Annotated in this window: 23 protein-coding genes; 14 read left to right on the forward strand and 9 right to left on the reverse strand. The window is 64.1% G+C overall.

All coding sequences use genetic code 11. The annotated features are described in order from the left end of the window. Positions 1 to 48: 48 nt before the first annotated feature. On the reverse strand, positions 49 to 774 hold the full coding sequence (lolD, locus tag ACP7AD_RS04570; RefSeq protein WP_426146093.1) for a lipoprotein-releasing ABC transporter ATP-binding protein LolD: 726 nt from the start codon (positions 772 to 774) through the stop codon (positions 49 to 51). A gap of 262 nt (positions 775 to 1036) precedes the next feature. Then, the gene (locus ACP7AD_RS04575; protein ID WP_426145914.1) at positions 1037 to 2293 is read right to left on the reverse strand and encodes a lipoprotein-releasing ABC transporter permease subunit; all 1257 of its coding nucleotides are present in this window, start codon (positions 2291 to 2293) and stop codon (positions 1037 to 1039) included. Between the two features lie 33 nt (positions 2294 to 2326). Between ACP7AD_RS04575 and ACP7AD_RS04580 the strand changes: the two genes are divergently transcribed. From ACP7AD_RS04580 to ACP7AD_RS04590, 3 genes are all read left to right on the forward strand, one after another. Then, positions 2327 to 3352, forward strand: coding sequence for a hypothetical protein (locus tag ACP7AD_RS04580; RefSeq protein ID WP_426145916.1), 1026 nt, complete (start codon positions 2327 to 2329; stop codon positions 3350 to 3352). Positions 3353 to 3389: 37 nt separating this feature from the next. Further along, the gene (gene recJ, locus ACP7AD_RS04585) at positions 3390 to 5144 is read left to right on the forward strand and encodes a single-stranded-DNA-specific exonuclease RecJ (RefSeq protein ID WP_426145918.1); all 1755 of its coding nucleotides are present in this window, start codon (positions 3390 to 3392) and stop codon (positions 5142 to 5144) included. Between the two features lie 67 nt (positions 5145 to 5211). Continuing rightward, complete coding sequence (locus ACP7AD_RS04590) at positions 5212 to 5337, forward strand: hypothetical protein (protein WP_426145920.1); 126 nt, start codon at positions 5212 to 5214, stop codon at positions 5335 to 5337. A gap of 94 nt (positions 5338 to 5431) precedes the next feature. On the opposite strand, the gene ACP7AD_RS04595 is transcribed toward ACP7AD_RS04590, so the two are convergent. The 4 genes from ACP7AD_RS04595 to ACP7AD_RS04610 all read right to left on the reverse strand — a co-directional run bounded on the left by ACP7AD_RS04595 (position 5432) and on the right by ACP7AD_RS04610 (position 11556). Continuing rightward, positions 5432 to 6556: a TAXI family TRAP transporter solute-binding subunit gene (locus ACP7AD_RS04595; RefSeq protein WP_426145922.1), complete on the reverse strand. Its 1125-nt coding sequence runs from the start codon at positions 6554 to 6556 to the stop codon at positions 5432 to 5434. Between the two features lie 28 nt (positions 6557 to 6584). After that, entirely contained in the window at positions 6585 to 6974 is a 390-nt protein-coding gene (locus tag ACP7AD_RS04600) for a hypothetical protein (protein WP_426145924.1), read from the reverse strand. 46 nt (positions 6975 to 7020) lie between these two features. Next, positions 7021 to 10026, reverse strand: a complete 3006-nt coding sequence (locus tag ACP7AD_RS04605) for a tubulin-like doman-containing protein (protein ID WP_426145926.1) — start codon at positions 10024 to 10026, stop codon at positions 7021 to 7023. Between the two features lie 147 nt (positions 10027 to 10173). Further along, positions 10174 to 11556, reverse strand: a complete 1383-nt coding sequence (locus ACP7AD_RS04610) for a Fic family protein (RefSeq protein ID WP_426145928.1) — start codon at positions 11554 to 11556, stop codon at positions 10174 to 10176. A 144-nt stretch (positions 11557 to 11700) separates the two neighbouring features. Between ACP7AD_RS04610 and ACP7AD_RS04615 the strand changes: the two genes are divergently transcribed. The 8 genes from ACP7AD_RS04615 to ACP7AD_RS04650 all read left to right on the forward strand — a co-directional run bounded on the left by ACP7AD_RS04615 (position 11701) and on the right by ACP7AD_RS04650 (position 17292). Next, a complete protein-coding gene (locus ACP7AD_RS04615) occupies positions 11701 to 12117 on the forward strand; it encodes a hypothetical protein (protein WP_426145930.1) in 417 nt (138 codons plus the stop codon). Positions 12118 to 12146: 29 nt separating this feature from the next. Continuing rightward, a complete protein-coding gene (locus ACP7AD_RS04620) occupies positions 12147 to 12401 on the forward strand; it encodes a hypothetical protein (RefSeq protein WP_426145931.1) in 255 nt (84 codons plus the stop codon). 175 nt (positions 12402 to 12576) lie between these two features. Next, positions 12577 to 13245 carry a Crp/Fnr family transcriptional regulator gene (locus ACP7AD_RS04625; RefSeq protein WP_426145932.1) on the forward strand — a complete coding sequence of 223 codons (669 nt, stop codon included), beginning with the start codon at positions 12577 to 12579 and terminating at the stop codon, positions 13243 to 13245. Between the two features lie 106 nt (positions 13246 to 13351). Then, entirely contained in the window at positions 13352 to 13549 is a 198-nt protein-coding gene (locus ACP7AD_RS04630; protein WP_426145934.1) for a YgaP family membrane protein, read from the forward strand. Between the two features lie 71 nt (positions 13550 to 13620). After that, positions 13621 to 14484 carry a 3',5'-nucleoside bisphosphate phosphatase gene (locus ACP7AD_RS04635; RefSeq protein WP_426145936.1) on the forward strand — a complete coding sequence of 288 codons (864 nt, stop codon included), beginning with the start codon at positions 13621 to 13623 and terminating at the stop codon, positions 14482 to 14484. Positions 14485 to 14610: 126 nt separating this feature from the next. Continuing rightward, the gene (locus ACP7AD_RS04640; RefSeq protein ID WP_426145938.1) at positions 14611 to 15246 is read left to right on the forward strand and encodes an L-threonylcarbamoyladenylate synthase; all 636 of its coding nucleotides are present in this window, start codon (positions 14611 to 14613) and stop codon (positions 15244 to 15246) included. A gap of 36 nt (positions 15247 to 15282) precedes the next feature. Beyond that, positions 15283 to 15951 carry a site-2 protease family protein gene (locus ACP7AD_RS04645; protein ID WP_426145939.1) on the forward strand — a complete coding sequence of 223 codons (669 nt, stop codon included), beginning with the start codon at positions 15283 to 15285 and terminating at the stop codon, positions 15949 to 15951. Positions 15952 to 15972: 21 nt separating this feature from the next. Next, positions 15973 to 17292 carry a tryptophan--tRNA ligase gene (locus tag ACP7AD_RS04650; RefSeq protein WP_426145940.1) on the forward strand — a complete coding sequence of 440 codons (1320 nt, stop codon included), beginning with the start codon at positions 15973 to 15975 and terminating at the stop codon, positions 17290 to 17292. A gap of 80 nt (positions 17293 to 17372) precedes the next feature. On the opposite strand, the gene ACP7AD_RS04655 is transcribed toward ACP7AD_RS04650, so the two are convergent. The 3 genes from ACP7AD_RS04655 to ACP7AD_RS04665 form a co-directional block, all read right to left on the reverse strand. Further along, on the reverse strand, positions 17373 to 17558 hold the full coding sequence (locus tag ACP7AD_RS04655) for a CsbD family protein (protein ID WP_426145942.1): 186 nt from the start codon (positions 17556 to 17558) through the stop codon (positions 17373 to 17375). Positions 17559 to 17935: 377 nt separating this feature from the next. Then, on the reverse strand, positions 17936 to 18664 hold the full coding sequence (locus ACP7AD_RS04660; RefSeq protein ID WP_426166011.1) for a response regulator transcription factor: 729 nt from the start codon (positions 18662 to 18664) through the stop codon (positions 17936 to 17938). Positions 18665 to 18672: 8 nt separating this feature from the next. Then, positions 18673 to 20718, reverse strand: a complete 2046-nt coding sequence (locus ACP7AD_RS04665; RefSeq protein ID WP_426145945.1) for a PAS-domain containing protein — start codon at positions 20716 to 20718, stop codon at positions 18673 to 18675. Between the two features lie 180 nt (positions 20719 to 20898). Here ACP7AD_RS04665 and ACP7AD_RS04670 point away from each other — a divergent pair, with 180 nt between their 5' ends. The 3 genes from ACP7AD_RS04670 to ACP7AD_RS04680 all read left to right on the forward strand — a co-directional run bounded on the left by ACP7AD_RS04670 (position 20899) and on the right by ACP7AD_RS04680 (position 24866). After that, complete coding sequence (locus ACP7AD_RS04670) at positions 20899 to 22539, forward strand: acyl-CoA synthetase (protein WP_426145946.1); 1641 nt, start codon at positions 20899 to 20901, stop codon at positions 22537 to 22539. Between the two features lie 115 nt (positions 22540 to 22654). After that, on the forward strand, positions 22655 to 24340 hold the full coding sequence (locus tag ACP7AD_RS04675; RefSeq protein WP_426145947.1) for an electron transfer flavoprotein-ubiquinone oxidoreductase: 1686 nt from the start codon (positions 22655 to 22657) through the stop codon (positions 24338 to 24340). A gap of 49 nt (positions 24341 to 24389) precedes the next feature. After that, the gene (locus tag ACP7AD_RS04680; RefSeq protein WP_426145949.1) at positions 24390 to 24866 is read left to right on the forward strand and encodes a MaoC family dehydratase; all 477 of its coding nucleotides are present in this window, start codon (positions 24390 to 24392) and stop codon (positions 24864 to 24866) included. Positions 24867 to 24880: the final 14 nt, after the last annotated feature.

A 24880-nucleotide genomic window follows, 5' to 3' on the forward strand; every position in this document is an offset into this window, starting at 1 on the left:
TTTATGGCCCTTGGCTTTTGTCCGCGCCAGCCATGAAGACTTGCGGGTTCACGCTTTCGACAGCTTGCCCAGCACCAGCCGCAGCTGCCGCCCGCAGCGCGCCGCCAGCGCCTCGTCGTGCGTCACCATGACAAAGGCCGTGCCATGTTCCCGGGCCAGCTTGAGCATCAGCTGGAACACGCCGTCGGCGGTCGAGCGGTCGAGGTTGCCGGTCGGCTCGTCGGCCAGCACGCAGGCCGGCTGGGTGACCAGGGCTCTGGCAATGGCGACGCGCTGGCGTTCGCCGCCCGACAGTTCAGACGGCCGGTGGTGAATGCGGTCTTCCAGCCCCACGCTGGCCAGCATGCGGCGGGCGACCTGCGAGGCCTGCGCGCGGTCCTGGCGGCGAATCCACAGCGGCATGGCGACGTTGTCCAGCGCGCTGAACTCGGGCAGCAAATGGTGGAACTGGTAAACAAAACCCAGGTGCCGGTTGCGCAATTCGCCCTGTTCTGCAGGCGACAGGCTGGACAGCACCTGGCCTTTCAGCTCGACCTGCCCGCTGGTCGGCGCATCCAGCCCGCCCATCAGGTGCAGCAGCGTGCTTTTGCCCGACCCCGACGTGCCGACGATGGCCAGCGTCTCACCGCGATGCACCTGCAGGTCCACGCCCTGCAGCACCGTCACGTCGAGCCGGCCTTCGGTGAAGCGCTTGGTCAGGCCGCTGGCGCGCAGCACGACTTCGCCTTGGACTTGGACCGGTTCGGGGAGGCCCCCATCCCTGCCTTCCCCCAGCGGGGGAAGGAGAAATTCAGAGGAGATCGCGGAGTCACTCCCCTGCCAGTCAGGGCCGCGGATCTGGCTTTGCCAGTCCGCAGGCGCAGCGGCCCCCTCGGGGGGCAGCGAACCACACGCAGTGGGGAGCGTGGGGGCGACGCTCTGCAGCGCCACCCCCTGCCCACCAGCAGGGGCCGCGGAACCGGCTTCGCCGGGCCGCAGGCGCAGCGCCCCCTCGGGGGGCAGCGAACCACACGAAGTGGAGAGCGTGGGGGTCATATCACTCATAGCGCAGGGCCTCCGCCGGGTTCACGCGGCTGGCGCGCCAGCTGGGATAAATGGTGGCCAAAAAAGCCAAAATCAGCGAGATCACCACAATCGGCATGATGTCGCTGTACTGCGGCTCGCTGGGCATGCGGCTGATCAGATAAATGTCCTTGGGCAAGAAGCTGGCGTTCAGCAGCTGCTCCAGCGCCGGCACGATCACGTCGATGTTCACGGCAACGCCAAGGCCCAGCAGCAGGCCCGACAGCGTGCCGATCACGCCGACCATGGCGCCCTGCACCATGAACACGCCCATGATGCTTTTCGGGCTGGCGCCCAGCGTGCGCAAGATGGCGATGTCGGCGCGCTTGTCGGTCACCGTCATCACCAGCGTGCTGACCAGGTTGAACGCCGCCACCGCCACGATCAGCGTCAAGATGATGAACATCATGCGTTTTTCCAGCTCGACGGCGGCAAACCAGGTCTTGTTCTGCCGCGTCCAGTCGCGAATCAACAGGTCGCCGCTCAGGGTTTTCGACAACTCCAGCGCCACCTGCCGCGCTTGGTGCAAATCCTTGAGCTTGATGCGGATGCCGGTCGGCCCTTCGAGCCGGAAAATCCGCGCCGCGTCGTCCTGGTGCATCATGACCAGCGCCGAGTCGTATTCAAAATGACCCGAGTCAAAGGTGCCTACCACCGTCATTTGCTTGAGGCGCGGCACGACGCCGGCCGGCGTGACCTGGCCGCTGGGCGCGATCAGCGTCACGCTGTCGCCTTCGCGCACGCCCATGGCGCGCGCCAGTTCGCCGCCCAGCACCACGCCGAATTCACCGCTGACGAGCCGGGGGAAAGCGGTCTTTTCCAGTTCCACCGCCAGGTCGGTCACCTGCCCCTCCAGCAGCGGGTCAATGCCCCGGACCAAGGTGCCTTTCATGTCCTCTCCGCGCGCCAGCAGGGCCTGGGCAGCTATGAAAGTTGCAGCGCCGACGACATTCGGATTGGCCCGTATCTCGGCCAGGGTTTTCTGCGGATCGGCCAGCGCGCCACCACCGGGCGCAAACACCTCGATGTGTGAGATCACGCCCAGCATGCGGTCGCGCACTTCCTTCTGAAAGCCGTTCATCACGCTGAGCACAATGATCAGCGCCGCCACGCCCAGCGCAATGCCGAGCATGGAAACGCCTGAAATAAACGAAATAAAACCGTTTCGCCGGGTGGCGCGGCCGGCGCGGGTGTATCGCCAGCCCAAAATCAGCTCATAGGGGATTTGCATGGCAGCGATTGTGGCATCCCGGACAATAGGCCGATGCGCCTTGACTCGACCCCCCATTTATTGATTCCCTTTGCCGCCTGCAGCGCCGAAGCCTGGCTGCCCACGCTGCAATCGCTGCCGCCAGAAAGCTTCAAGCGCCTCGGCCAGTTGCTCCAGGGCATGAAACTGGTCGAAACCGACACGCAACCATCAGAATCGCTGTCGCCCCCGCACGAGCGCGCCCTGGCCCGCGCCCTGGGCATTGCCACGCTGGACACGCCCAACGGCCTGATGCCGTGGGCCGCCAGCGAGGCCATGGAACACATGCAGACTGGGGAGGACAAGGCCTGGGCCTGGATCACGCCGTGCCACTGGGCCATGGGACACCTGCATGCCACGCTGAGCGATCCGGCGCTGCTCGGTTTGCAGGAGGACGAATCGCGCCGCCTGCTGGCGCTGATGCAGCCTTATTTTGAAACCGACGGCATCACGCTGCATGGCGTGGCGCCGGGGCGCTGGCTTGCCGAGGGCGAGCTGTTTCGCGGCCTGCCGACGGCTTCGATTGACCGGGTGCTGGCGCGCAATGTGGACGCCTGGCTGCCGGACACGAAAAGGGCTGGACCCTTGCGACGCTTGCAAAATGAAATGCAGATGCTGCTGTATACGCATCCGTTCAATGACGAACGCGAGGCGCAGCGCCAGTTGCCGGTCAATTCGTTCTGGATCAGCGGCACCGGGGATTTGCCTGCCGGATTCGGGGAGGCCCTCACCCCTGCCCTCTCCCAGGGGGAGAGGGAGCAAGTCAGCCCGCCTCATCGGGAACAAGTCAGCGTGCCGCGTAGCCTGGCGCAGGCGGTGTTCAGGGAAGACTGGGCCGGCTATGCGCAGGCCTGGGCCGCGCTGGAAGCGGGCGACATCGCCGCGCTGCAGGCCCGGCAGCGCGCCGGCGAAAGCGTGCGGGTGACGCTATGCGGCGAAAGCAGCGCCCAGACTTTCCAGACGCACCGCGCTGGCCTGATGAGCAAAATTTCAAGCTTTTTAAGCCCTTTGCGCACGCTGGACGTGCTCAAGCAGCTATAAGAATAATAGCAATCATCATTTTCTCAGGCACCTCATCATGAAAATCCAGGTACGCGACGTGCCCCCGCGCAGCCTCTGGGCGCTGCAGCAGGCCGGCATTCACCCTTTGCTGGCGCAGCTGTATGCGGCGCGCGGCGTGCATGCGGCGGCAGAACTTGACGACGGGCTGGCGCTGCTGCTGCCTCCGTCGTCGCTGAAAGGCACGCGCGAAGCGGCCATCCTGCTGGCCGATGCCATGGCCGCCGATAAAAAAATCTGCGTGGTGGCCGATTACGACTGCGACGGCGCCACCGCCTGCGCCGTGGCGCTGCGCGGCCTGAAACTGCTGGGCGCCCGGAATGTCAGCTACCTGGTGCCCGACCGCATCATCGACGGCTACGGCCTGACCGCGCCGATTGCCGAGCGCGTGAAAGCGACGGGCGCCGATGTGCTGGTCACCGTGGACAACGGCATTGCCAGCATCGACGGCGTGGCGCGCGCCCGGGCGCTGGGCCTGCAGGTGCTGGTGACCGACCACCACCTGCCCGCGCTGTTCAACGAGCAGATCGGCCTGCCCGACGCCGACGTGATCGTCAACCCGAACCAGCCCGGCTGCGCGTTCGAGAGCAAGGCCATCGCCGGCGTCGGCGTGATGTTCTACGTGCTGCTGGCGCTGCGCGCCGAACTGCGCGAGCGCGGCGTGTTTGACGCGGCCCATCAGCCCAAGCTCGACACGCTGCTGCCACTGATCGCGCTGGGTACGGTGGCCGATGTGGTCAAGCTGGATGCCAATAACCGCCGGCTGGTCGCGCAGGGGCTCAAGCGCATCCGGGCCGGCGCGCTGCCCGCCGGCATTGCCAGCCTGTTCAAGGCGGCCGGCCGGCAGGCGCTAACGGCAACCACCTTCGATTTCGGCTTTGCGCTCGGCCCGCGCATCAACGCCGCTGGCCGGCTCGCCGACATGACCTTGGGCATTGAGTGCCTGCTGACCGACGACCCGGCGCGGGCCGACGAGCTGGCCACGCTGCTCGACAGCATCAACCGCGAACGCCGCAGCATCGAGTCCGGCATGCGCGACCAGGCGCAGCTGGCGGCTGACGCGATGATTGACGAGGACGCTCACGGGGAAAGCGGGCCGCCGCCAGCGATTGCGATTTTCGACCCGGAATTCCATGAAGGCGTGGTCGGCATCGTCGCCTCGCGCATCAAGGACAGGCTGCACCGGCCGACCTTCGTGTTTGCCGCCAGCCAGGCGCCGGGCAAGGAGCATGAGCTGAAGGGCTCGGGCCGCTCGATCCCGGGTTTCCATTTGCGCGACGCGCTCGACCTGGTCGCCAAGCGCCACCCCGGCGTGCTGCTGCGTTTTGGCGGCCATGCGATGGCGGCCGGCTGCACGATTGCCGAAGAAAACTTCGAGCTGTTCGAGCATGGGCTGCAGCAGGTCGCACGTGAATGGCTGGACGCCGCCACCTTGATGCGGCGCCTGGACACCGATGGCCCGCTGGCGCCCGAATACCGCCGCGCCGATCTGGTCGACACGCTGCACAAGGAGGTCTGGGGACAGGGCTTTGCCGCGCCAACCTTCAGCGAAGAAGTCGAAGTGGTGTCGCAGCGGCTGGTGGGCGACGACAAGCATTTATCCCTGAAGCTCAAGCACCAGGGAGAGCCGGTGGACGGCATCTGGTTCGGCCACACCGACGCCCTGCCCGCGCGCGTCACGCTGGCGTTTCGGCTCGATACCAATGAGTGGAAGGGCGTCCGGCGCGTGCAGTTTCTGATCGAAGCGGCAGAAATTCAGCCCCAAGGGCTGTAAGGGATTTGTCCGACGGTTTTTCAGTCGGGCTGCCTACAGCTGAAAGCTGTCTCGGCGGCAATGATTGATGTTCACAAGGAGCCCGTCCCGGCGCGTCCAGTGTCCCAGAGAGGAAATCATGAACACCATCATTTACATTGTCGGCCTGGTCGTCATCATCGGCGTCATCTTGTCTTATTTCGGCCTGCGCTGAAAGCGGGAAAAAAACACAAGCCAGGGACAGCTACCAATTCAATAGCTGCTTGCGCACACCCAGCATGCGCAAGAGCCATTTTTCATTCAAAAAATCAGCGGCACAGTCCGGTCACCCGGTCCTGAGGGCTGCAGGCGCTGGGCTTGGCTGACGTGGCCGCCGCAGCGCTGGTCCGGCAGCTTGCCAGCTGCCCCTTCACCTTGTCGGAATACTGCCAGCCTGCGGCCACCGGCGGCAAGCTTGAGCCCGGCTGCCAACTCAGCGACTTCCACTTGGCATGGCCGCGCTCCTGCAGCACGCCGAACTTGCTGCAAAACTGGTCGGCAAACTCCTTGATGAACTGATTCCTTTGCGGGTCGGCAAAATTGGCGGTGATCAAATACGAGTCCACCGCCAGCGAAGCCAATTCGCTGCCCGCGATGTTCAACAGCGGGTAGCTGGCCTTTTGAATCCCCGCCTTCTGGTAATCCTGCAGCACCTTGGCAGCGCCGGGTTGCGCCGCATCGAATTTCAGCAGCTTGAGGTTGGACGGTATGTTTTTCTCCAGCAGACTCAGCGGCTGTCCGCCGACCAGCACCATGACGTCGATCTTCGGGTAGGCCTTGTAATACGCCGGGTCACTCAGCGACATCAGCGCCGAGCGGCGCCGCTTGGTGCCTTCGTCCTCGCCCGTGGCGGTGGTGTTGATGAAGGGCTCGACGGCGTTCGGCCGCTCCTGGAACAGCTTGCTGTAGATGTTCAGCGCCGTAAGGTAGGTGCCGCTTTTCTCCACATCCATCCACAAGGGCTTGCCCTTGATCTGGTGGATGAACTCCATCGGGTCATCCTTGCGCACGAGGAAATGGATTTCCTCCTTGTACAGCGGCATGAACACGCGCAAATTGGCCAGCAGCTGCGCGTATTCGCGCCGCGTGGCTTCCGGAACGTCCTTCGAGTCGCGCAGCTGCACGAACGACGAATACACGTCCGACTGCACGATGGCCAGCGTCACGCCCTTGGTGCGGCTCATGTCTTCCACGTTGGCCCACGACCCGCGCGAGTCCTTGACCTCCAGCGATGGGTTGACGAAATCGCGCAGGTTGTTGCCGATGGCGTAATAGGTGCCCGTCTTGCCGCCGGTGACGATGCTCTCGGCGCTGGCCGGCAGCGCGGCAGCTGCGGCGCAAATGCCGGCGAGAACGATCAAGCCGCGCGTCCATTTTTTCGGTGACTGGTTCATTTTTGCGAATCTCCCGGATTAAAAGGTTTTACTGGGCAGGGCGGCGGCACAGGCCCACGCGCTCGTCGGCGTCCGAACAGTTGCCGGTGATCGGCGGCTGCGCTGCCGATTCCGCCTTGGGCGGTGTTTGCGGCTGCTCGATAGCCACCGGCGGGGGCAACTCGGGCGCCTTCTTGGACATCAGCGACCAGCCGATGCCGCCAGCGGCGAGCAGCAGCACCAAGAGCAGCGCGCCCACGGCCAGCGCCTTCGAGTTGCCGCCAGATTGCGGGCCGGCGTCCATCAGCAGCAGCGGCTTGCCGCATTCGGTGCAAACGAAATCCTGCCCGTTGGGCACTTCAACCGTGGTGCGGGCGTCGGCCAGCGAACAGTTGCCAAAGTTCGAACACTTGCCGGATTTGCCGGTGAAAGATGCCATCGGGACGTTCCTTTTGTTGTTTTAAAGACTGCAAGCAAGCAGCGGGTCAGGCCGCTTCGCCCTTGAGGATCGCCACGGCGCGCCGCCCGGCGTCGAGGAAACGGCGGTAGGTTTCGTCTTGGATGTTGCCGCCACGCGCCGCCTTGACCGCCTCGACTTCGGCCAGGATGGCCCGCTGCACCTCGCCGCGCCGGTCCTGGTGCGCGTAGGCGGCACCCGCCAGCATGGCGCTGCATACCGACTTGATGCTGTGCAGCGTGTCCAGGTCGATGCCGTCGGCGCTGCCCTCAAAGCTCTTGCCCAGCGCCACCGGGTCGTTGTCGAAGCCGTCGGCGTCCTTGGTCAGCAGCAGCACCTCGTCCGCGCCGGTCGCCGGATTCTTGCCTTCGTGGATCAGGCCCAGCGCCTTGGCCAGCAGCAAAAAGGGAAGCGCCTGCACCCGGACCTCGGCGCTCGAAGCCACGAACAGACGCGGCCAGGTGCTGCCGTCGCCTTCGGTGTGCAGTTCCAGCCGGGCGCGCGCGCCGCCGGTATCGATGCGGCGGCGGTATTTTTCTTCCAGGAACTTGAGCGGTTTCAGATAACGCAGCGGCAGCAAATTGGTGATAGACACCAGCGTGATCTCATTCGGCCGGCCATCGGACTCGATGATTTCCACATCGCCGGTCCGGGCTTCGCGCAGCGCGTCCTTGAGCACTTTGGAAAACTCCACCTGCTCCGGCGCCCGGGGCAGGATGACGGTGAACTTGCTGATGGCCGTCGGCACGCCGACCGGAATGCCCGGCGCGGCGCGGTGGATTTCCAGCGGCTCCAGCGCCATGAAGTTGCCAGCGCGGCTGACCAGGTCGCTGACATAGCTTTTCAGCTCCTGCGGGTCGGCGCCGTAGCGGTCGCGCAGCTTGTCGATGATCGACATGCCCAACAGCCGCTCCTTGGGGTTTTGCACCAGGTTCTGGTGCGCGATGCGCGCGTTGTCCTCACACACCGTTTCCAGCACATCGAGAAAGGTCGATTCCGGCACGCGCTGGTTGAACTGCGCAAAGCCGCCGTCGGGGCCGATTTTCTCGACCAGCGCGGCGCGCACCCGGCCGGTCTGCGTCTTTTGCTCGGCCTCGTCGAGCACCAGCCGGCGGCTGACGGCCTTGACCTGCAGCGGGTCGTAAAAGCGGATCAGATGCTGGCGCAGGTCCCCCGAGCCGGCGTCGTTGAGCCGCGCCTGGATGCCGGTCTCGAACTTTTTCAATGCCTGCTGCAAGGTGTTGGCGACGCGGTCCACCTCGCCCTTCAAATCCGTGATCTCGGCAATCACCTCCATCAGCAGCGCCTTGGCAAAGCCCCAGCCCTCGGCGCGCGTGCGGTACACATACATTTCCTGCAGATGCACGCCCTGCGCGTCTAACAAGCTGTCGGGCGTTCCCAGCAAGTGCTTGGACAGCAAACTCATGCCCGACCATTTCTGCAGGTTGCCCAGCACGCGCGACTGGGCTTGCTCTTCCGCGTTGCGCGCGCGCACCACGTTCTCGTCGCAGGCCTTGAGGCGCTCGTCCAGCGTCTCGATCAGCGCAATCAGCAGGCGCGACACATCCCAGGCTGACTTGGCGCCGACTTTCCATTCGTTGACCAGTTCCTGCTCGATGCGCGAGCGAATCTCGCGCGCCATGTCTTTTCTAGCTTTCAGCTTGGTGCGGTAAAAGCCGGGAACGCCCAGCGTGCGGTAGTCCTCCTGAAAGCGCTTTTCGCACAGCTTGGTCAGCTCGTCGAGCCAGGTGGCGCGGTCGCGCTCGCGCACCAGCGACTTGAAGTTCGGAATCACCGCCTCCCACTCGCCGGTGAAGGATTTCCAGCGCTTGTTGGCCGCGTCTTCGGGCAAAATGCCCAGCGCCAGCGTCAGGTGGTCGTCCGAGAGCAGCCAGCGCTGCTGCGTTTCCTTTTGCTGCACGAACTCGTGAAAGTCCTGCTTGCGCGGCTCGTCGATGAAGCCTGACGACGGCTGCCAGTGGTTGAAGCGCAGCTGCAGCGCTGCCTGCCGGGCAAAGCTGTAGGTCAGGTATTCGCTGATTTCCTCTTCCGGAATCGCGAGGCGCTTGATGCCGAAGGTCAAGAAGCGCTTGGAGCGTTCAGGCATGCGGCCTTGAGGCGCGGTCTCGGGCGAGCCGTCGCCGTTTTCGGCGTTTTCCATGCGGCCCAGCGACGCCCAGTTGACGTTGTGGACGGCGACGATCTTCTGGTACAAAAAGTCGGCGACGATGCCCGGCAGATCCTTGTCCACATCGACCGTCAGCCCGTTTTCGTTCTCGTTGCTGAAAACGAAGCAGCCGTTGAACGGGTCGTTCAGCGTGAGCCGTTCCTTCACGCCGGTCACGTCGTAGGGCCGGTAGCTGCCGACCGACATCGCGTTGAGTTCGGCCAGCGCGGCAAAGCCGTTGGCGTGGTAATTACCCGTGTCCCAGTTCGGGTGCGGGTAGGCGTCGGGCAGCAGCGCATAGACCAGGATGCGAAAGCGCTTGGAGTCGGGGTACAAATCGCGCAACTGCGCCACCGCGTCGATCACGCTGCCGCTGCCGGTGCCGCCGGCCAGCCCGAGCACGATGTGAAAGGTCACGTCGGTCTCGCCGCTTTGCTGCAGCAGCTTGACCTGCGTCTGCACCTGTTCGCGGTAGTTGCCCGCCTTGCAGGCAAACAAAAAGCGCCCCAGCCGGCGCTTTTGCCCGCCCAGCGTGGCGCCGACGATGCTGTTCAAGATGTCGCGCCAAGCCTCGGGGCTGCCCAGCCAGTGCTTGAGGCCGGGATAGCTCTCGAGGTTGTCGAGCCGCGAGGTCAGATTGGCGTCGGTGATGAGCAACTGGCTGGCCTTGGGCAGCTGCACCGACGTGCCCAGCGTTTTCCAGCTCGGGTCGTCCATGGCCATCATTTCGCTGGACGAATCGACATACAGGTAGCCAATGCCGACATCAGGAATCGGGCTGCCGTGGAATTCCTGGTACAAGCTCTTGCGCAGCGCCCGGATGATCTTGCCCCCCGTACCGCCCAGCCCGATGATGAAGTGATTCATGCGCCGCCAACTCCCTGGTTTTTAATGGAGGAAAAATTGAATTATGACCCATGGCCCCTGCGCCGCCGTGGGCAAATCATCCAATTTTTTACTATGTTTTTGATAGCTGCTTGCGCACGTCCAACATGCGCTAGAGGCTTATTTTCCTTAAGAATTTGGTAAAATCAGCCTGCGCGCCTGCCACGCCAGAAATTCCGAACGCTTGAGCCGCCAGCGCACCACGCTGCCTTCGTGCAACTGCCTGAGCGCGTCAGTGAGCAGTTGGGCAAACGCCTGCTGGTCTGCGGCTGACGCCAGCTTGGCTGCCAGCTGCGCCAGCGTTTCCGGATCCGGCGCCTGCAGTCCCCTGACCACCGACTGCACCGCCTCGATCAAGGCCTCGCGGTACTTGATCTTCAGCGGGTCAGGCTCGACCATGCTTTGCGTGATGGCCAGGTAGCGCTGGCATGAGCGCTCGTAAGCCCAGACGAACACATCCTGCAGCAGTTCCACCCGGTTCAGTTCATAAACGCCCAGCGTGCCTTCCACGTAAGCGCGCTCCGGCACATCAATGAAGGACAAAGGACACAGGTTGTGCTTGATCAGCGGAATATTCGCGCCGATGCGCGAGACGCGCTTGTTCACATCGTCGAACGGCTGCAGGTAAGGCAGTTGCACCATCAGGAAAAACGCCTGCTCAAACGGATCAGGAATGGCGTCGGCCTTTTGCAGCAGCATCCGAAAGCAGTCTTCCAGCACCTGCGGCATCGCCAGCGGCTGAAACACGGTGCCGGAAATCTCCACCGGCCTGCGGCGCAGGCGGCCACAGGCGGCCTCCTCGCGCAGCAGGTTTTGCGACAGGACAGCGTGCAGGTTCTGGAAGGTGAACGCATCAAAGCCCACCTGCTCGGCGTCCTCGATCAGCATTTCAATCGCCGCCTTGTGGTTCAGGATCATTTGTGTTTCCTGCGCGTCCTTTCCCTTGGCGACCTGGCCGAATTCGATCAGGTTTTGCGTGTCCAGCCGGCTGTAGGTGTTGCCCTCCAGGCGCGAAGAAGCCCAGGACAGGTCCACCAGCAGGCGGTTCATGATGTCCCGCGCATAAGTGCCGGCCGCCCGCCCGCCAACCGGCGTGCGGCCCATCTCGTGGAGTTGGGCGCGCAGGGATTCAGGCAGGTAGAAGGTGACGCCCGGCACGTAAGCTTCGAGGAATTCGCGCTGATAGCCCACCGGGCGGCGGTGCATCAGCGGCAAGCGCACCCGCTCACGAATCGCCGCGCCCTCGGGGGAAACCGGCACGTAGAGTTCTGCTTCTGCAACGCTGACAGCAGCGCCCGGCAAGGCCGATTTGTAAACCACGGCAATGCTCTGGCCTTCGGCGACGATGCGCCGGTCTTTGAGCAGGCGCTCCAGGCGACGCTGAAGCGTTCGCCGCTGCACAGCCACCCCCGTGCGCTGCGCCAGGATGCTGTGCAGTTCGGCAATTCCGATACCTTGCGGCCGTTCAGCAATAAGCGATTCAATCAGGGCAAGGTTTTCAGTCTGCGTCATCGGTGTCTCCTGCAGGGCGTGGATTTGTCGCGCTTTGTCGCGCCTGACGGAAAGCGCGACACATTGCGTGACACTATTATGTCGCGCAATGTGTCGCGCTAAAGAAAATCCGCCCCACGTTACACGCTTGGAATAGATGACAAAATGGTTCCGTTCGTCGAGGAGGGCGACTATTTCTTTCTCAAAGCCGTCATCCCGGCTGCAAGGCAAGCAGCGACTACTCGAACCAAGGAGCCGACGATGCCCAACCAAATTGATCACGAAGAGAGCGAACTTCTTCAAGCCTTTGAGCAAGGCGAACTGAAATCCATCGCCAGCAAAAGCGAGTTGGCCAAATTCAAGGCGGCCGCCGGAGCCACCGCCCTGAAGGACCGCCGGGTCAACATCCGGCTGTCGTCGGGAGACCTTTCCGACATTCAGGTCAAAGCGCTGGAAGAAGGCATCCCCTATCAAACGCTCATTGCCAGCGTGCTGCACAAGTACGTGACGGGCTGTTTGACAGAGCGCCCCGCCCAACGGGCTCCATCGGCAAAAAGCACATCGCCCAAACACCGTGTTTAACCGGGTGCGCTGGCAATAAGCCGGACAAGATGCTTTTCTGGCCGCTGCCGATGTTCTCCAGCCCGCCAGACGGTAAAGGAATCAGCGCATTGCGTTCTTTGTCGGTCATCAAAGGTTCTTTCTTGCTTTTGGGCGGTGAGGACGGCATTGCAGGACGTGACAGCATCCGGGCGCCATTTGCAACCGATACAGCAGTTGGTGAAACATTATGTGACCTCCAGCACATTCGGCGCTGCGGCTTGCGGGTCGTGCATTCGGTGGCCACGCGCCGCTTCAGCCCCTAAATCGCTACTAATTTAATAGCTGGTTATGCATATCCAGCGAGCGCTAGAGCCTTATTTTCCTTAAAATTTTCGCAACTTCACTCATTGGCGGTAACAGCGCATGGCGCTGCGCGCTGATCAAAGGCGTCGCCACATATCATGAGGCGTTCCACCCTCAGTTTCACCGGACTCGCCCATGACGCCAGCGCCCGCCCTGCCCGCCCCCGCCACGCTCTACCCCGCCCTGGCGCAGGTGCAACCTTCGCTGGCCGACCTGCATCCAGCCATCGCACCCGTCAGCGTGCCAGCCGGCACGGTCTTGTTCACTGAAAACACCCCCTGCCAGGGCTTTCCGCTGGTGCTTGATGGCGAGATCAAGGTCTCGCGCAGTTCGGGCGATGGCCGTTCGCTGGAGTTGTACCGGGTGGTGCCGGGCGAGTTGTGCCTGGTGTCGTCAGCTTGTCTGTTTCGCGTGCAGCCGCTGTCGGCGCATGGCGTGACGACCCGGGCCAGCACCTTGCTCTTGATTCCGCCGGACGTGTTCAACCGCTGGCTGGAAACGCCGGCCTTTCGCAACGAGGTGCTGGGCCTGTTCGCCGAACGCATGGCCGATTTGACCGGGTTGATCGACGCGGTGGCGTTTCAACGGCTGGACCAGCGGCTGGCCGCCGCGCTGCTGGGCCGGGGGCCGAATCTGGCGCTGACGCATCAGGCGCTGGCCGACGAACTGGGCACGGTGCGCGAAATCGTCTCGCGGCTGCTGCGCCGCTTCGAGCGCGAAGGCTGGCTGGAACTGGCGCGCGAGCGCATCCACATCCTGGACAGCGCCGCGCTGCGCGCCGTGGCCGCCGGCCTGCCCGCCTGAGCCAAGCGCGCGCCAGCACGCGGGCTGCGTGACCCAGGTCACAGACCGGGCGAGGGGCAAGGTGTCCAATCAAGCTATCAACCACTTCACTTCAGGGGAAACAGCCATGAAATCCAATGTCGGCGGCATTGACCGCATCCTTCGCATCGCCATCGGCCTGGTGCTGATCGGCCTGAGCGTGACCGGCACCATCGGTGTGTGGGGCTGGCTGGGCGTGGTGCCGCTGGCGACCGGCCTCATCGGCTGGTGCCCGCCTTATGCACTCTTTGGCTGGAACACCTGCGCGATGAAAAACCGGACCTGAGCTTTTCGCCCCGCCACGGGGGCATAGCGTGGGCCCGGGCGCCAGCGTGCCGGAAAGCCTAAAATCTTTCCGTGAAACCTCAAAATATCCTGAACGCCGATCTGCATTGCCACTCCATCGTGTCCGACGGCACCTTGACACCCGAAGCACTCGCGGAGCGCGCCAAAACCAACGGCGTCGAGTTGTGGGCGCTGACCGACCATGACGAAATTGGCGGCCAGCACCGGGCTGCAGCCGCTGCCAAGGCGCAAGGCATGGCCTACCTGACCGGCACTGAGATTTCCGTGACCTTTGCCGGCGAAACCGTTCACATCGTCGGCCTGGGCTTCGACCCGGACGACATCAACCTGAAGCAAGGCCTGCACAACACGCGCAACGGCCGCGAGCAGCGGGCAAAGGAAATGTCGGACTCTCTGGCCAAGGTCGGCATTCATGGTGCCTTTGAAGGCGCGCTGAAGTTCGTCGGCAACCCCGAACTGATTTCCCGCACCCACTTTGCCCGCCATCTGGTGGAATCCGGCGTCTGCAAGGAAACCAGTGAAGTCTTTCGCAAGTACCTGACCGAAGGCAAGCCCGGCTACGTGCCGCACCGCTGGGCCTCCCTGAAGGACGCCGTCACCTGGATCACGCAGGCGCAAGGCATCGCAGTGATTGCGCATCCGGGCCGCTACAACTTTTCGGCCAATGCCGAATACGCGCTGTTCACCGAATTCAAAGCCCATGGCGGGCGCGGCGTCGAAGTCGTGACTGGCAGCCATACCAAGCTGGAATTCGTGAAATATGCCGAAACCGCCAAGGAATTCGGCCTGGCTGCCTCGCGCGGCAGCGACTTTCACAGCCCCGATGAAAGCCATACCGACCTGGGCGCCCTGCCCTTCCTGCCGGGCGATCTGACGCCGGTGTGGGAGCTGCTGGCCGACCGCATCCAGGCATGAGCGGCTCGGCCAGAACGGCTCCAGACACGCTGGCAGGGATGGGGTTTCTGGTGACGGCCATGGTCTGGCTTGCCGTGCGCGAAAACCGTATCCTCGTTCAAGCCACTGAATTCTGAAAGATATGCCATGGCCCAGTTATTCGAAGTTCATCCTGACAACCCACCGGCGCGCCTGCTCCAGCAGGCCGTCGCCCTGATCCAGCGCGGCGGCATTGCGGCCGTGCCGACCGATTCGAGCTATGCGCTGGTCTGCCAGCTCGACGACAAGGCGGCGTCCGACAACCTGCGCCGCATTCGCGGGGTCGATGACAAGCATCACCTCACGCTGCTGTGCCGCGACCTGAGCGAGCTGTCCAACTACGCGCGGGTGGACAACAAGCAGTTCCGCCTGCTCAAGGGCGCCACCCCCGGCCCTTACACCTTCATCCTGGAAGCGAGCAAGGAAGTGCCGCGCCGCCTGAGCCATCCGTCGCGCAAGACCATCGGCCTGCGCGTGCCCGACCACAAGGCCCTGCAAGCCCTGCTTGAACTGCATGGCGGCCCGCTGCTGGCCACCACCTTGATTCCGCGCGGCGAGACCGAATCCATCAGCGATGCGCAGGACATCACCGGGCCGCTGGAGCGCGAACTCGCCGCCATCATTGACGCTGGCGCCTGCCACAAGGACGCCACCACCGTGGTCGACCTGACGCCCATGGCCGATGGCAACGACCCGGTGGTGATCCGGCAAGGCCGGGGCGAACTGGCGCTGCTCGGGCTGTGAGGCGCTGCCACCGGCGCGTCTGAGACAATCCAAGCCATGGACATTGCCAACCTGATTCAAACCGTCACCCTTTACGCACTTCCCGTGCTCTTCGCCATCACGATCCATGAAGCAGCCCACGGCTACGCGGCCCGTCATTTTGGCGACAACACCGCCTACCTGCAGGGCCGCATGACGCTGAACCCGCTCAAGCACATCGACCCGATTGGCACGATCCTGATGCCGCTGATGCTGTACTTCGCCACCTCGGGCGCTTTTTTATTCGGCTATGCCAAGCCGGTTCCGGTCAACTTCGGCGCCCTGCGCAACCCCAAGCGCGACATGGTCTGGGTGGCGCTGGCTGGGCCGGCATCGAACTTTGCGCAGGCCATTTTCTGGGCCTTGATGCTGGTGGTGCTGGCGGCCACGGGCATCGAAGAGCCCTTTTTCCTCAAGATGGCGCAGGCCGGCATTTTGGTCAACCTGGTGATGTGGGCCTTCAACCTGTTCCCGCTGCCGCCGCTCGATGGCGGCCGCATCCTGGTCGGCCTGTTGCCATGGAAGCAGGCGCAGATGGTGTCGCGCATTGAACCGTGGGGCTTTTTCATTGTGATGGGCCTGGTGCTGGCCGGCGTAGTTGGCGCCCTTTGGCTGCGCCCGCTCATGACCCTGGGCTACGGCCTGATCAACACGCTGATCTCTCCGCTGCGTGCCCTGCTGGTCTGATTTTTCACCTTCATTTTCCGCATGAACTCCACTTCTTCCGCACCGCTACAGCGCTTCCTGACCGGCATCACCACCACCGGAACGCCGCACCTGGGCAACTTCGTCGGCTCGATCCGCCCCTCGGTGGCGGCCAGCCGCCTTCCCGGCGTGCAGAGCTTTTATTTCCTGGCCGACTACCACGCGCTGATCAAGTGCGACGACCCGGCGCGCATCCAGCGCTCGACGCTCGAAATCGCAGCCAGCTGGCTGGCCGCCGGGCTGGACCCGGAGCGCGTCATGTTCTACCGCCAGTCCGACATCCCCGAAATCCCCGAACTCACCTGGCTGCTGACCTGCGTGACCGGCAAGGGCGTGCTCAATCGCGCCCATGCCTACAAGGCTTCCGTCGATAAAAACGAAGCCGCCGGCAACGACCCGGATGCCGATGTGACGGCTGGCCTCTTCATGTACCCGGTGCTCATGGGTGCCGACATTTTGATGTTCAAGGCGCACAAGGTGCCGGTCGGGCGCGACCAGATCCAGCACATCGAAATGGCGCGCGACATGGCCCAGCGCTTCAACCACCTGTACGGCGAGCATCTGGTGCTGCCCGAAGCAGCGATTGAAGAATCCGTCGCCCTGCTGCCCGGCCTGGACGGCCGCAAGATGAGCAAGAGCTACGACAACACGATTCCGCTGTTCACACCGCGCGACCAACTGCGCAAGCTGATTGCCGGCATCGTCACCGACTCGCGCGCGCCCGGCGAAGCCAAGGACACCGAAGGCTCTGCGCTCTTCCAGATCTACCAGGCCTTTGCCAGCGAAAGCGAAACCGCTGGTCTGCGCCAGGCCTACGCCGACGGCATCGGCTGGGGCGACGCCAAGCAGATGCTGTTTGAGCGCATCGACCAGGAAGTCGCGCCGATGCGCGAGCATTACCAGGCGCTGATCGAAAATCCGCAGGACATCGAGAAGCTGCTGCAGGCCGGCGCGGAAAAAGCGCGCGCGGTGGCCACGCCGTTCATGGGCGAATTGCGGCGCGCAGTCGGCCTGCGCAACCTGGCGTCAAACGCTCCGGTGGCCGCCAAAAGCAAGGCGGCCAAAGCAGCCGCTCCGGCTTTCAAGCAATACCGCGAAAAAGACGGCAATTTTTACTTCAAGCTGCTCGACGCGGATGCGCGGCTGCTGCTGCAAAGCTGTGGGTTTGAGGCGCCCAAAGCGGCGGCGCTCGCCATTTCAGCGCTGCAAAAAGAAGGATCGGCCGCGCTGGCCAAGATGCAGGACATGCTGGAAACCGCGCCGGGAGTTACCCAGGATGAACTCGCCACGGCGCTGGCGTTCTTCAGCGCTCCGGGAGCCTGATCGACGCCATTCGCCAGAAAAAAAACACAAAAAGGCCGGTTGATCAACCGGCCTTTTTTGGGCATGGCGTGAAAGCTCGATCAGGCCTTGTCGATCTTGTCTTTCATGACTTCCTTGGCGTCGCCCACTTTCTTCTGGGTCTTGCCTTCGGCTTGCCTGGCCATGCCCTTGGCCTGCTGGCTGGTGTTGCCGGTCATCTCGCCTGCCTTGGACTGTACCTTGCCTGCAGCATCCTTCACGGCGCCCTTGACTTGATCCTTGTTCATGACGAAATCCTTTTCCAAGTTGATGAAACTCACAGGCTAATAAGGCCGAGCCATCTAGAAAACAGGCGTTTGGCGCAAAACCGCGTGAGTTATTTCCTACAAGCAAGCGCTGTGAGAAAGTCAGCCTGCACCTGGTGCTGGCCCGGCCACGCGTCACCTGCTCAAGGTGCGGCAGCTGGCGCCAATGCGGCCGGACAGCCGATGGTTCGCCTGATGGCTGGAAGCTCCAGCGCCGCCTGACAGATTTTTGCTACTGAATTCATAGCTTTCAATGCCCGCCTGTAAAGCGCACTAGGCCTGTTTGATATACAAATTTATTTCTGGCTAAAACAGGTGCGCTCGGAAATGGAATCCGGGCGAAAATGCCGGCCTCTTCCCTACAGCCACGTCACCTCGGCCGCCAGCAGGTAGCCCGCGCCGTAGACCGTGCGAATGGTCGTGGGATGCTGAGCGTCGGATTCGAGCTTGCGCCGCAGCCGGGAAACCCGCACATCGACGCTGCGGTCGAGTGCCGACAGGTCACGGTCGCCGCACAGCTGCTCGCGGTCCAGGATGCGGTTGGGCCGCAGCAAAAATTGCAGCAGCATGCGCGACTCGCCGGCGCTGAGCGTCCATTCCTCGCCGCCCGGCGACGTCAGCAGGTTCGAGTCGGCCCGAAACCGCCAGCCGCCAAACTCGGCCAGCTGCGAACGCACTGGCGCTTGCGTTTGAGCGCCGGGCGCCTTGTCCCGGCGCCGCAGGATGCTGCGCACGCGGGCCACCAGTTCTCGCGGCTCAAAAGGCTTGACCACATAGTCGTCGGCGCCCAGCTCCAGCCCCATGACCCGGTCGCTGAGGTAGCCGCGCCCGGTCAGCACCATCACGCCGCAGGCATGGCGCGCCTGCAGTTCGCGCACCACATCCATGCCGTCGGCATCGGGCAGGCCCAGGTCAACAATGCACAGGTCGGGCACCCGCACCAGCAACAGGCGGTGCAGTTCGGCGGCGGTGTGGCATTCGACGGTCTCGAAACCGAACTCGCGCAGCGTGCTGCCGACCAGCCGGCAGATGTCGGGGTCGTCGTCGAGCAGGTAGATGCAGCGCGGCCCCTCCGGCTGGCGAAACATGCCGGCCGTCATGCGCCCAGGCGGTCAAGCGCCTGCTGCAGTTCGGTGGCGGTGAACGGCTTTTTCAGCAGCGAAACCCCGGTGGGCGCGCCGCCGGGTGCGGCATCACCGTCGGCGTAGCCGCTGATCAGCAGGGCCTTCACATGCGGCGCGCGCTGGCTGGCAGCGCTGCACAGCGCCTGGCCATCCATGCCGCCAGGCATCACCAGGTCGGACACCAGGATGCCCACGGTCGGCACGCTGGCCAGCAGCTGCAGGGCATCGGCCGCATGGTCGGCCTCGATCACCGGATAGCCCAGGCCGACCAGCTGCAGCCGGATCACCCGGCGCACGTCGGGGTCGTCCTCGACCAGCAGCACCAGCGGGCGCTGCGCGCCGTGCCGGCCAGCCAGCTTCTGCGGGCCGGGCAGCGTTTCGGCTTCCAGCGCTTCGTCGTCGGTGCATGGCAGCACCAGCGTGACCACGCAGCCTTCGCCCAGCGCGCTCTGGATGCAGATGCCGCCGCCCGACTGCTTGGCAAAGCCATACACCATCGACAGCCCCAGGCCGCTTCCCGCGCCGAAGCGCTTGGTGGTGAAAAAAGGCTCGGAGGCGCGCGCCTGCGTGGCCGCGTCCATGCCGATGCCGGTGTCGGACACGCTCAGCGCCACGTAGCAGCCCGGCGCCACGTCGAAATCGGCCGCCTGCGCCGCGCCCAAGACCGTGCGCGCGGCCTTGATCGTCAGCTGGCCGCCCTCGGGCATGGCGTCGCGCGCATTCAGCGCCAGGTTGAGCAGGGCGTTTTCAAGCTGCTGGGCGTCGGTCATCGCATGGACCGGCTCGTCCACCGGCGAGGCCGTCACCGTGATAGAGGCCGGCAGGGTGCGCTTGAGCAGCAGCAGCGTTTCGTTCACCGTGTCGGCCATGTTCACCGAACGCAGCGACAACGGCTGCTTGCGCGCAAAGGTCAGCAGCCGCTTGATCAGCGAGGCGCCCCGGCGCGAGGCCTTGAGCGCTGGCGCCACGTATTCGCCAATGTCCGGATCGTTGGGATAGCGGTCCTGCAGGGTGACCAGGTTGCCAATCACGACTGTCAGCAGGTTGTTGAAGTCGTGCGCCAGCCCGCCGGTGAGCTGCCCGACGGCTTCCATTTTCTGCGCATGCACCAGCGCCGCCTGGGTGTTCTTCAGGTCGGTGATGTTGACCGACAGCACGAAGCAGCCGGCCACCCGGCCGTGGGCGTCGAGTTCGGGCACCAGTTCGCTGCGCGCATACACCAGCCGTCCGCCGGGGCGGCGCATGGCGTATTCGTAGCTGACGCGCTCGCCCTTGAGCGCCAGGCGCACATGGCGCGAAATATCGGTGTAGACCTCGCCCCCCACCACATCGCGGATGGCGCGGCCCACCACGCCCTCGCGGACCGTGCCGAACCAGTCGGCGTAGCCCTTGTTGGCATAGCGGTAGATTTCCTGGTGATCAAAATAGCCGATCAGCGCCGGCACGGTGTCGGTGATCAGGCGCAGGTTTTCCTCGCTGCGGCGCAGGGCCTCGGTGATGCGCTGGTTGGCGTCGTCGGCGACGATCAGGCGCCGGTTGGTCGCCTGCAGTTCATGCGTGCGCTCGGCCACCCGGCGCTCGAGTTCGACGTTTTGCTGCTCGATCTGCTGCTCATGGCGCCGGCTGGCGGTGATGTCGGTGTACAGCGTGACAAAGCCGTTGTGCGGCAGGGGCTCGCCGCGCACCGCCAGGATCTGCCCGTCGGGCCGGTCGCGCTCGGTGTAGTGCGGGGTGAAATGCCGCGCCAGGCGCATGCGCTCGGCCACCAGTTCCTCCACATCGCCCGGCCCATATTCGCCGCGTTCGGCGTTGTAGCGCATGAAGGACTCGAAGGTGGCGCCAACAAACGCCATGTCCTCGGGGAAATCGAGCAGGCGCAAGAAGGCTTTGTTCCAGGCGACGATGCGCAGGTTGCCATCGATCACCGTCAGCCCCTGGTCAAGCCGGTCAAGCCCGGCCTGGAGCAACTCGTGCCGGTAGTGGATTTGCTGGGGATCGGGGGAAATGTGTGAGGGCATGAAAGGCGGGCTCCGGCAGATTGGCCCATTCTAGGGCGCTGCCGCGCTGGCCGGAAGGCGGCAATCATTCGATACATTTGCCCCGAAATTGCGCAACACTCGCCTGCCATCATTCAACCTGTCAATGACTTCCCAGGCCTTCAAGCCTGAGGCCAGAACCAAAACCAGGAGACTGCCGACATGCCCACGACCGCCTATAACCACGGACTCGACCGCAACAGCGCGAACTACAGCGCGCTGTCCCCCATCAGTTTCCTGGAGCGCTCGGCACGCGTCTATCCCGACCGCGAATCACTGATTCACGGCGACACGTGTTTTACCTGGGCGCAGACGTATGCACGGTGCCGCCGCCTGGCCAGCGCACTGGCGCTGCGCGGCGTCGGCGTGGGCGACACCGTCGCGGCCATGCTGCCGAACACGCCGCCCATGTTCGAGGCGCATTTCGGCGTTCCCATGCTAGGGGCGGTGCTCAACACCCTGAACACCCGGCTTGATGCCGAAGCCCTGGCCTTCATGCTCGACCACGGCGAGGCCAAAGTGCTGATCACCGACCGCGAGTTCTCGCCCCTGATCGAGCGGGCGCTGGCTTTGATGAAGCAGCCCCGCCCGCTGGTCATCGACGTCGATGACCCGATGCACGAAGGCGGCATGCTGCTGGGCGAGATGGACTACGAGGCGTTCCTGCAGACCGGCGACGAGGCCTACGAATGGTCGCTGCCGTCGGACGAATGGAACGCGATTGCGCTGAACTACACCAGCGGCACCACCGGCAACCCCAAGGGCGTGGTCACGCACCACCGGGGCGCCTACCTGAACGCGGTGTCCAACGTGGTGACCTGGGAAATGCCGCGCCATTCGGTCTACCTGTGGACGCTGCCGATGTTCCACTGCAACGGCTGGTGCTTTCCCTGGACGCTGGCGCTGCAGGCGGGCGTCAGCGTCTGCCTGCGCAAGATCGATCCGGCGCTGATCTTCTCGCTGGTCCGCGAGCACCGCGTCACGCACCTGTGCGGCGCGCCGATTGTCTACGGCCTCCTGATCAATGCCCCGCAGGTTCTGCGCGCCGGTATTTCGCACCCGATTGCCGGCCTGATTGCCGGCGCCGCGCCGCCGGCCGCGATTATCGAAGGCTGCGAGCGCATCGGCATTGACATCACCCATGTCTATGGCCTGACCGAGGTGTATGGCCCGGCGGCCGTTTGCGCCAAGCAGGCCGGCTGGGACCAGCTGCCGATTGGCGAGCGCGCCGCGCTCAATGCGCGCCAGGGCGTGGCCTACCCGATGCAGCAGGCCATTGCCGTGCTGAACCCGGAAACCATGCAGCCGGTGCCCGCCGACGGCACCACCATGGGCGAGATTTTCTTCCGGGGCAACCTGGTGATGAAGGGCTACCTGAAAAATCCGCAAGCCACAGCCGAAGCCTTTGCGGGCGGCTGGTTCCACACCGGCGACCTGGCGGTGGTTCATCCGGACGGCTACGTCAAGATCAAGGACCGCAGCAAGGACGTGATCATCTCCGGCGGCGAAAACATCTCCAGCCTGGAAGTCGAGGAAGTGCTGTACCGGCATCCGGCCGTGATGGTCGCTGCCGTGGTCGCCAAGCCCGACGACAAATGGGGTGAGGTGCCTTGCGCCTACATCGAACTGTGCGAGGGCGCCAGCGTGACCGAGGCCGAGATCATTGAGCATTGCCGCGCGCAGCTGGCGCGCTTCAAGGTGCCCAAGCAGGTGCTGTTCGGCACGCTGCCGAAAACCTCGACCGGGAAGATCCAGAAGTTCGTTCTCCGCGAGCAGATGCGCTCGGCGTCCGCCATGGAATGAACGGCGCCCGGCCCAAGGCTCTGAAGCCGCCGGCACCAGGCCGGCATCTGCTCCTGAATTCATAGCTGCTTGCGCACGACTGGCGTGCGCAACAGGCACTTTTTACCTAAAAATCATGACTCCAGCAGACATCCTGTCCCAGTTCGGCCCCCGAGAAGCAATGGACTACGACGTGGTCGTGGTCGGCGGCGGCCCGGGCGGGCTGTCGGCAGCCATTCGCCTCAAGCAGCTCGCCGCCGAGCACGGCACCGAGCTGTCGGTGGTCGTGCTCGAAAAAGGCTCCGAGCCCGGCGCGCACATCCTCTCGGGCGCGGTCATGGACCCCCGGGCGCTCACCGAGCTGATCCCCGACTGGAAGGCGCTCGGCGCGCCTTTGACGCAGCCGGTCACCGCCGACGAGGTGCTGTTCCTGAGTGAAACCGGCGCGACCAAAACGCCGGCGTTTTTCGTGCCTGACTGCTTTCACAACGACGGCAACTTCGTCATCAGCCTGGGCAACGTCACGCGCTGGCTGGCGACTCAGGCCGAAAGCCTGGGCGTGGAGATCTTTCCCGGCTTTGCCGCCGCCGAAGTGCTGTACAACGACGATGGCTCGGTCAAGGGCGTGGCCACGGGCAACCTCGGCGTGGGCAAGGACGGCGAGCCGACCGAGAACTTTCAATTGGGCATGGAGCTGCTGGGCAAGTACACGGTGTTTGCCGAAGGCGCGCGCGGCCACCTGGGCCGCCAGTTGATCAGCCGCTTCAAGCTGGACGAAGGCCGCGACCCGCAGGCCTATGCGCTGGGCATCAAGGAGCTGTGGGAAATCGACCCCGCCAAGCACCAGGCCGGCCTGGTCGTGCACACCGCCGGCTGGCCGATGACGAGCGACACCTACGGCGGCGGCTTTCTCTACCACCTGGACAACAACCAGGTCACGCTGGGCTTTGTCACCGGGCTGGACTACAGCAATCCCTACCTCAGCCCGTTCGAGGAAATGCAGCGCTGGAAGACGCACCCGGCGATCCGCAAGTACCTCGAAGGCGGCAAGCGCATCGGCTACGGCGCGCGGGCGCTGACGGCCGGCGGTGCGCTCAGCCTGCCCAAGACCGTGTTTCCCGGCGGCGCGCTGATCGGCTGCGAGGCGGGCTATTTGAACGCGGCGCGCATCAAGGGCAGCCATGCGGCGATCAAGACCGGCATGCTGGCGGCTGAAGCGGCGTACGAAGCCGTGACGGCCGGGCGCCAGCACGACGAGCTGGGCAGCTACCCCGCAGCCTACGAAGCCAGCTGGCTGGCTCAAGAACTGAACCAGTCGCGCAATTTCAAGGCCTGGTTCAAGAAGGGCTTGTACGTGGGCGCCTTGATGACGGGCGTGGAGCACTGGCTGCTGCCCAGGATCGGCGTCAAGAGCCCGCCGTGGACGATCCACCGCCACAAGCCCGATTACGCGATGCTCAAACCCGCTGCCGAGTGCCAGCCCATCGTGTATCCCAAGCCGGACAACAAGCTGACGTTCGACCGCCTGACCTCGGTGTTCATCAGCAACACCAACCACGAGGAGCACCAGCCGGCGCACCTGACCTTGAAGGACGCAAGCGTGCCGGTCGCCATCAACCTGGCCAGATTCGCCGGCCCCGAGAGCCGCTACTGCCCGGCGGGCGTCTATGAATACGTGAAAAACGCCGATAACACCGACCGGCTGCAGATCAACGCGCAGAACTGCGTGCACTGCAAGACGTGCGACATCAAGGACCCGACGCAAAACATCGTCTGGGTCACGCCCGAGGGCGGCGGCGGGCCGAACTACAGCGGCATGTAACGCCTTTTCGAAACATTCAACCCTTTAATCCACAACACGAGACACCGACATGAACGACCTGAACGGCTACGACATCGAAGACCTGAGCGTGGGCATGATGGCCATATTTTCCAAAACCATCACCGAGGCCGACATCGTGCTGTTTGCCGGCGTGTCGGGCGACACCAACGCCATCCACATCAACAAAGAGTACGCGGCGACGACCGTCTTCAAGGGCCGCATTGCCCATGGTTTCCTGTCGGCCAGCGTGATTTCGGCGGCAGTCGCCAACCGTTTGCCCGGCCCGGGCGCGATTTACATGGACCAGCACCTGAAGTTTTTGGCGCCGGTCCGTCCCGGCGACACCGTGCATGCCACCGTCAAGGTGCGCGAGGTCATCGCCGACCGTGGCCGTGTGGTGCTGCACACCACCTGCAGCGTCAGGGGCGTCGTGGTCATTGACGGCGAAGCGCTGGTCAAGGTCGATTCATCGGCCCGGCGCGCCGTCAAGACCGCAGCGCTGCTGGCTGTCCAGGCCACCGCCTGACTCCCGTTCAACCC

The sequence above is a fragment of the Polaromonas sp. DSP2-3-2b2 genome, from assembly GCF_049895905.1.
Classification (GTDB): Bacteria; Pseudomonadota; Gammaproteobacteria; order Burkholderiales; family Burkholderiaceae_C; genus Polaromonas.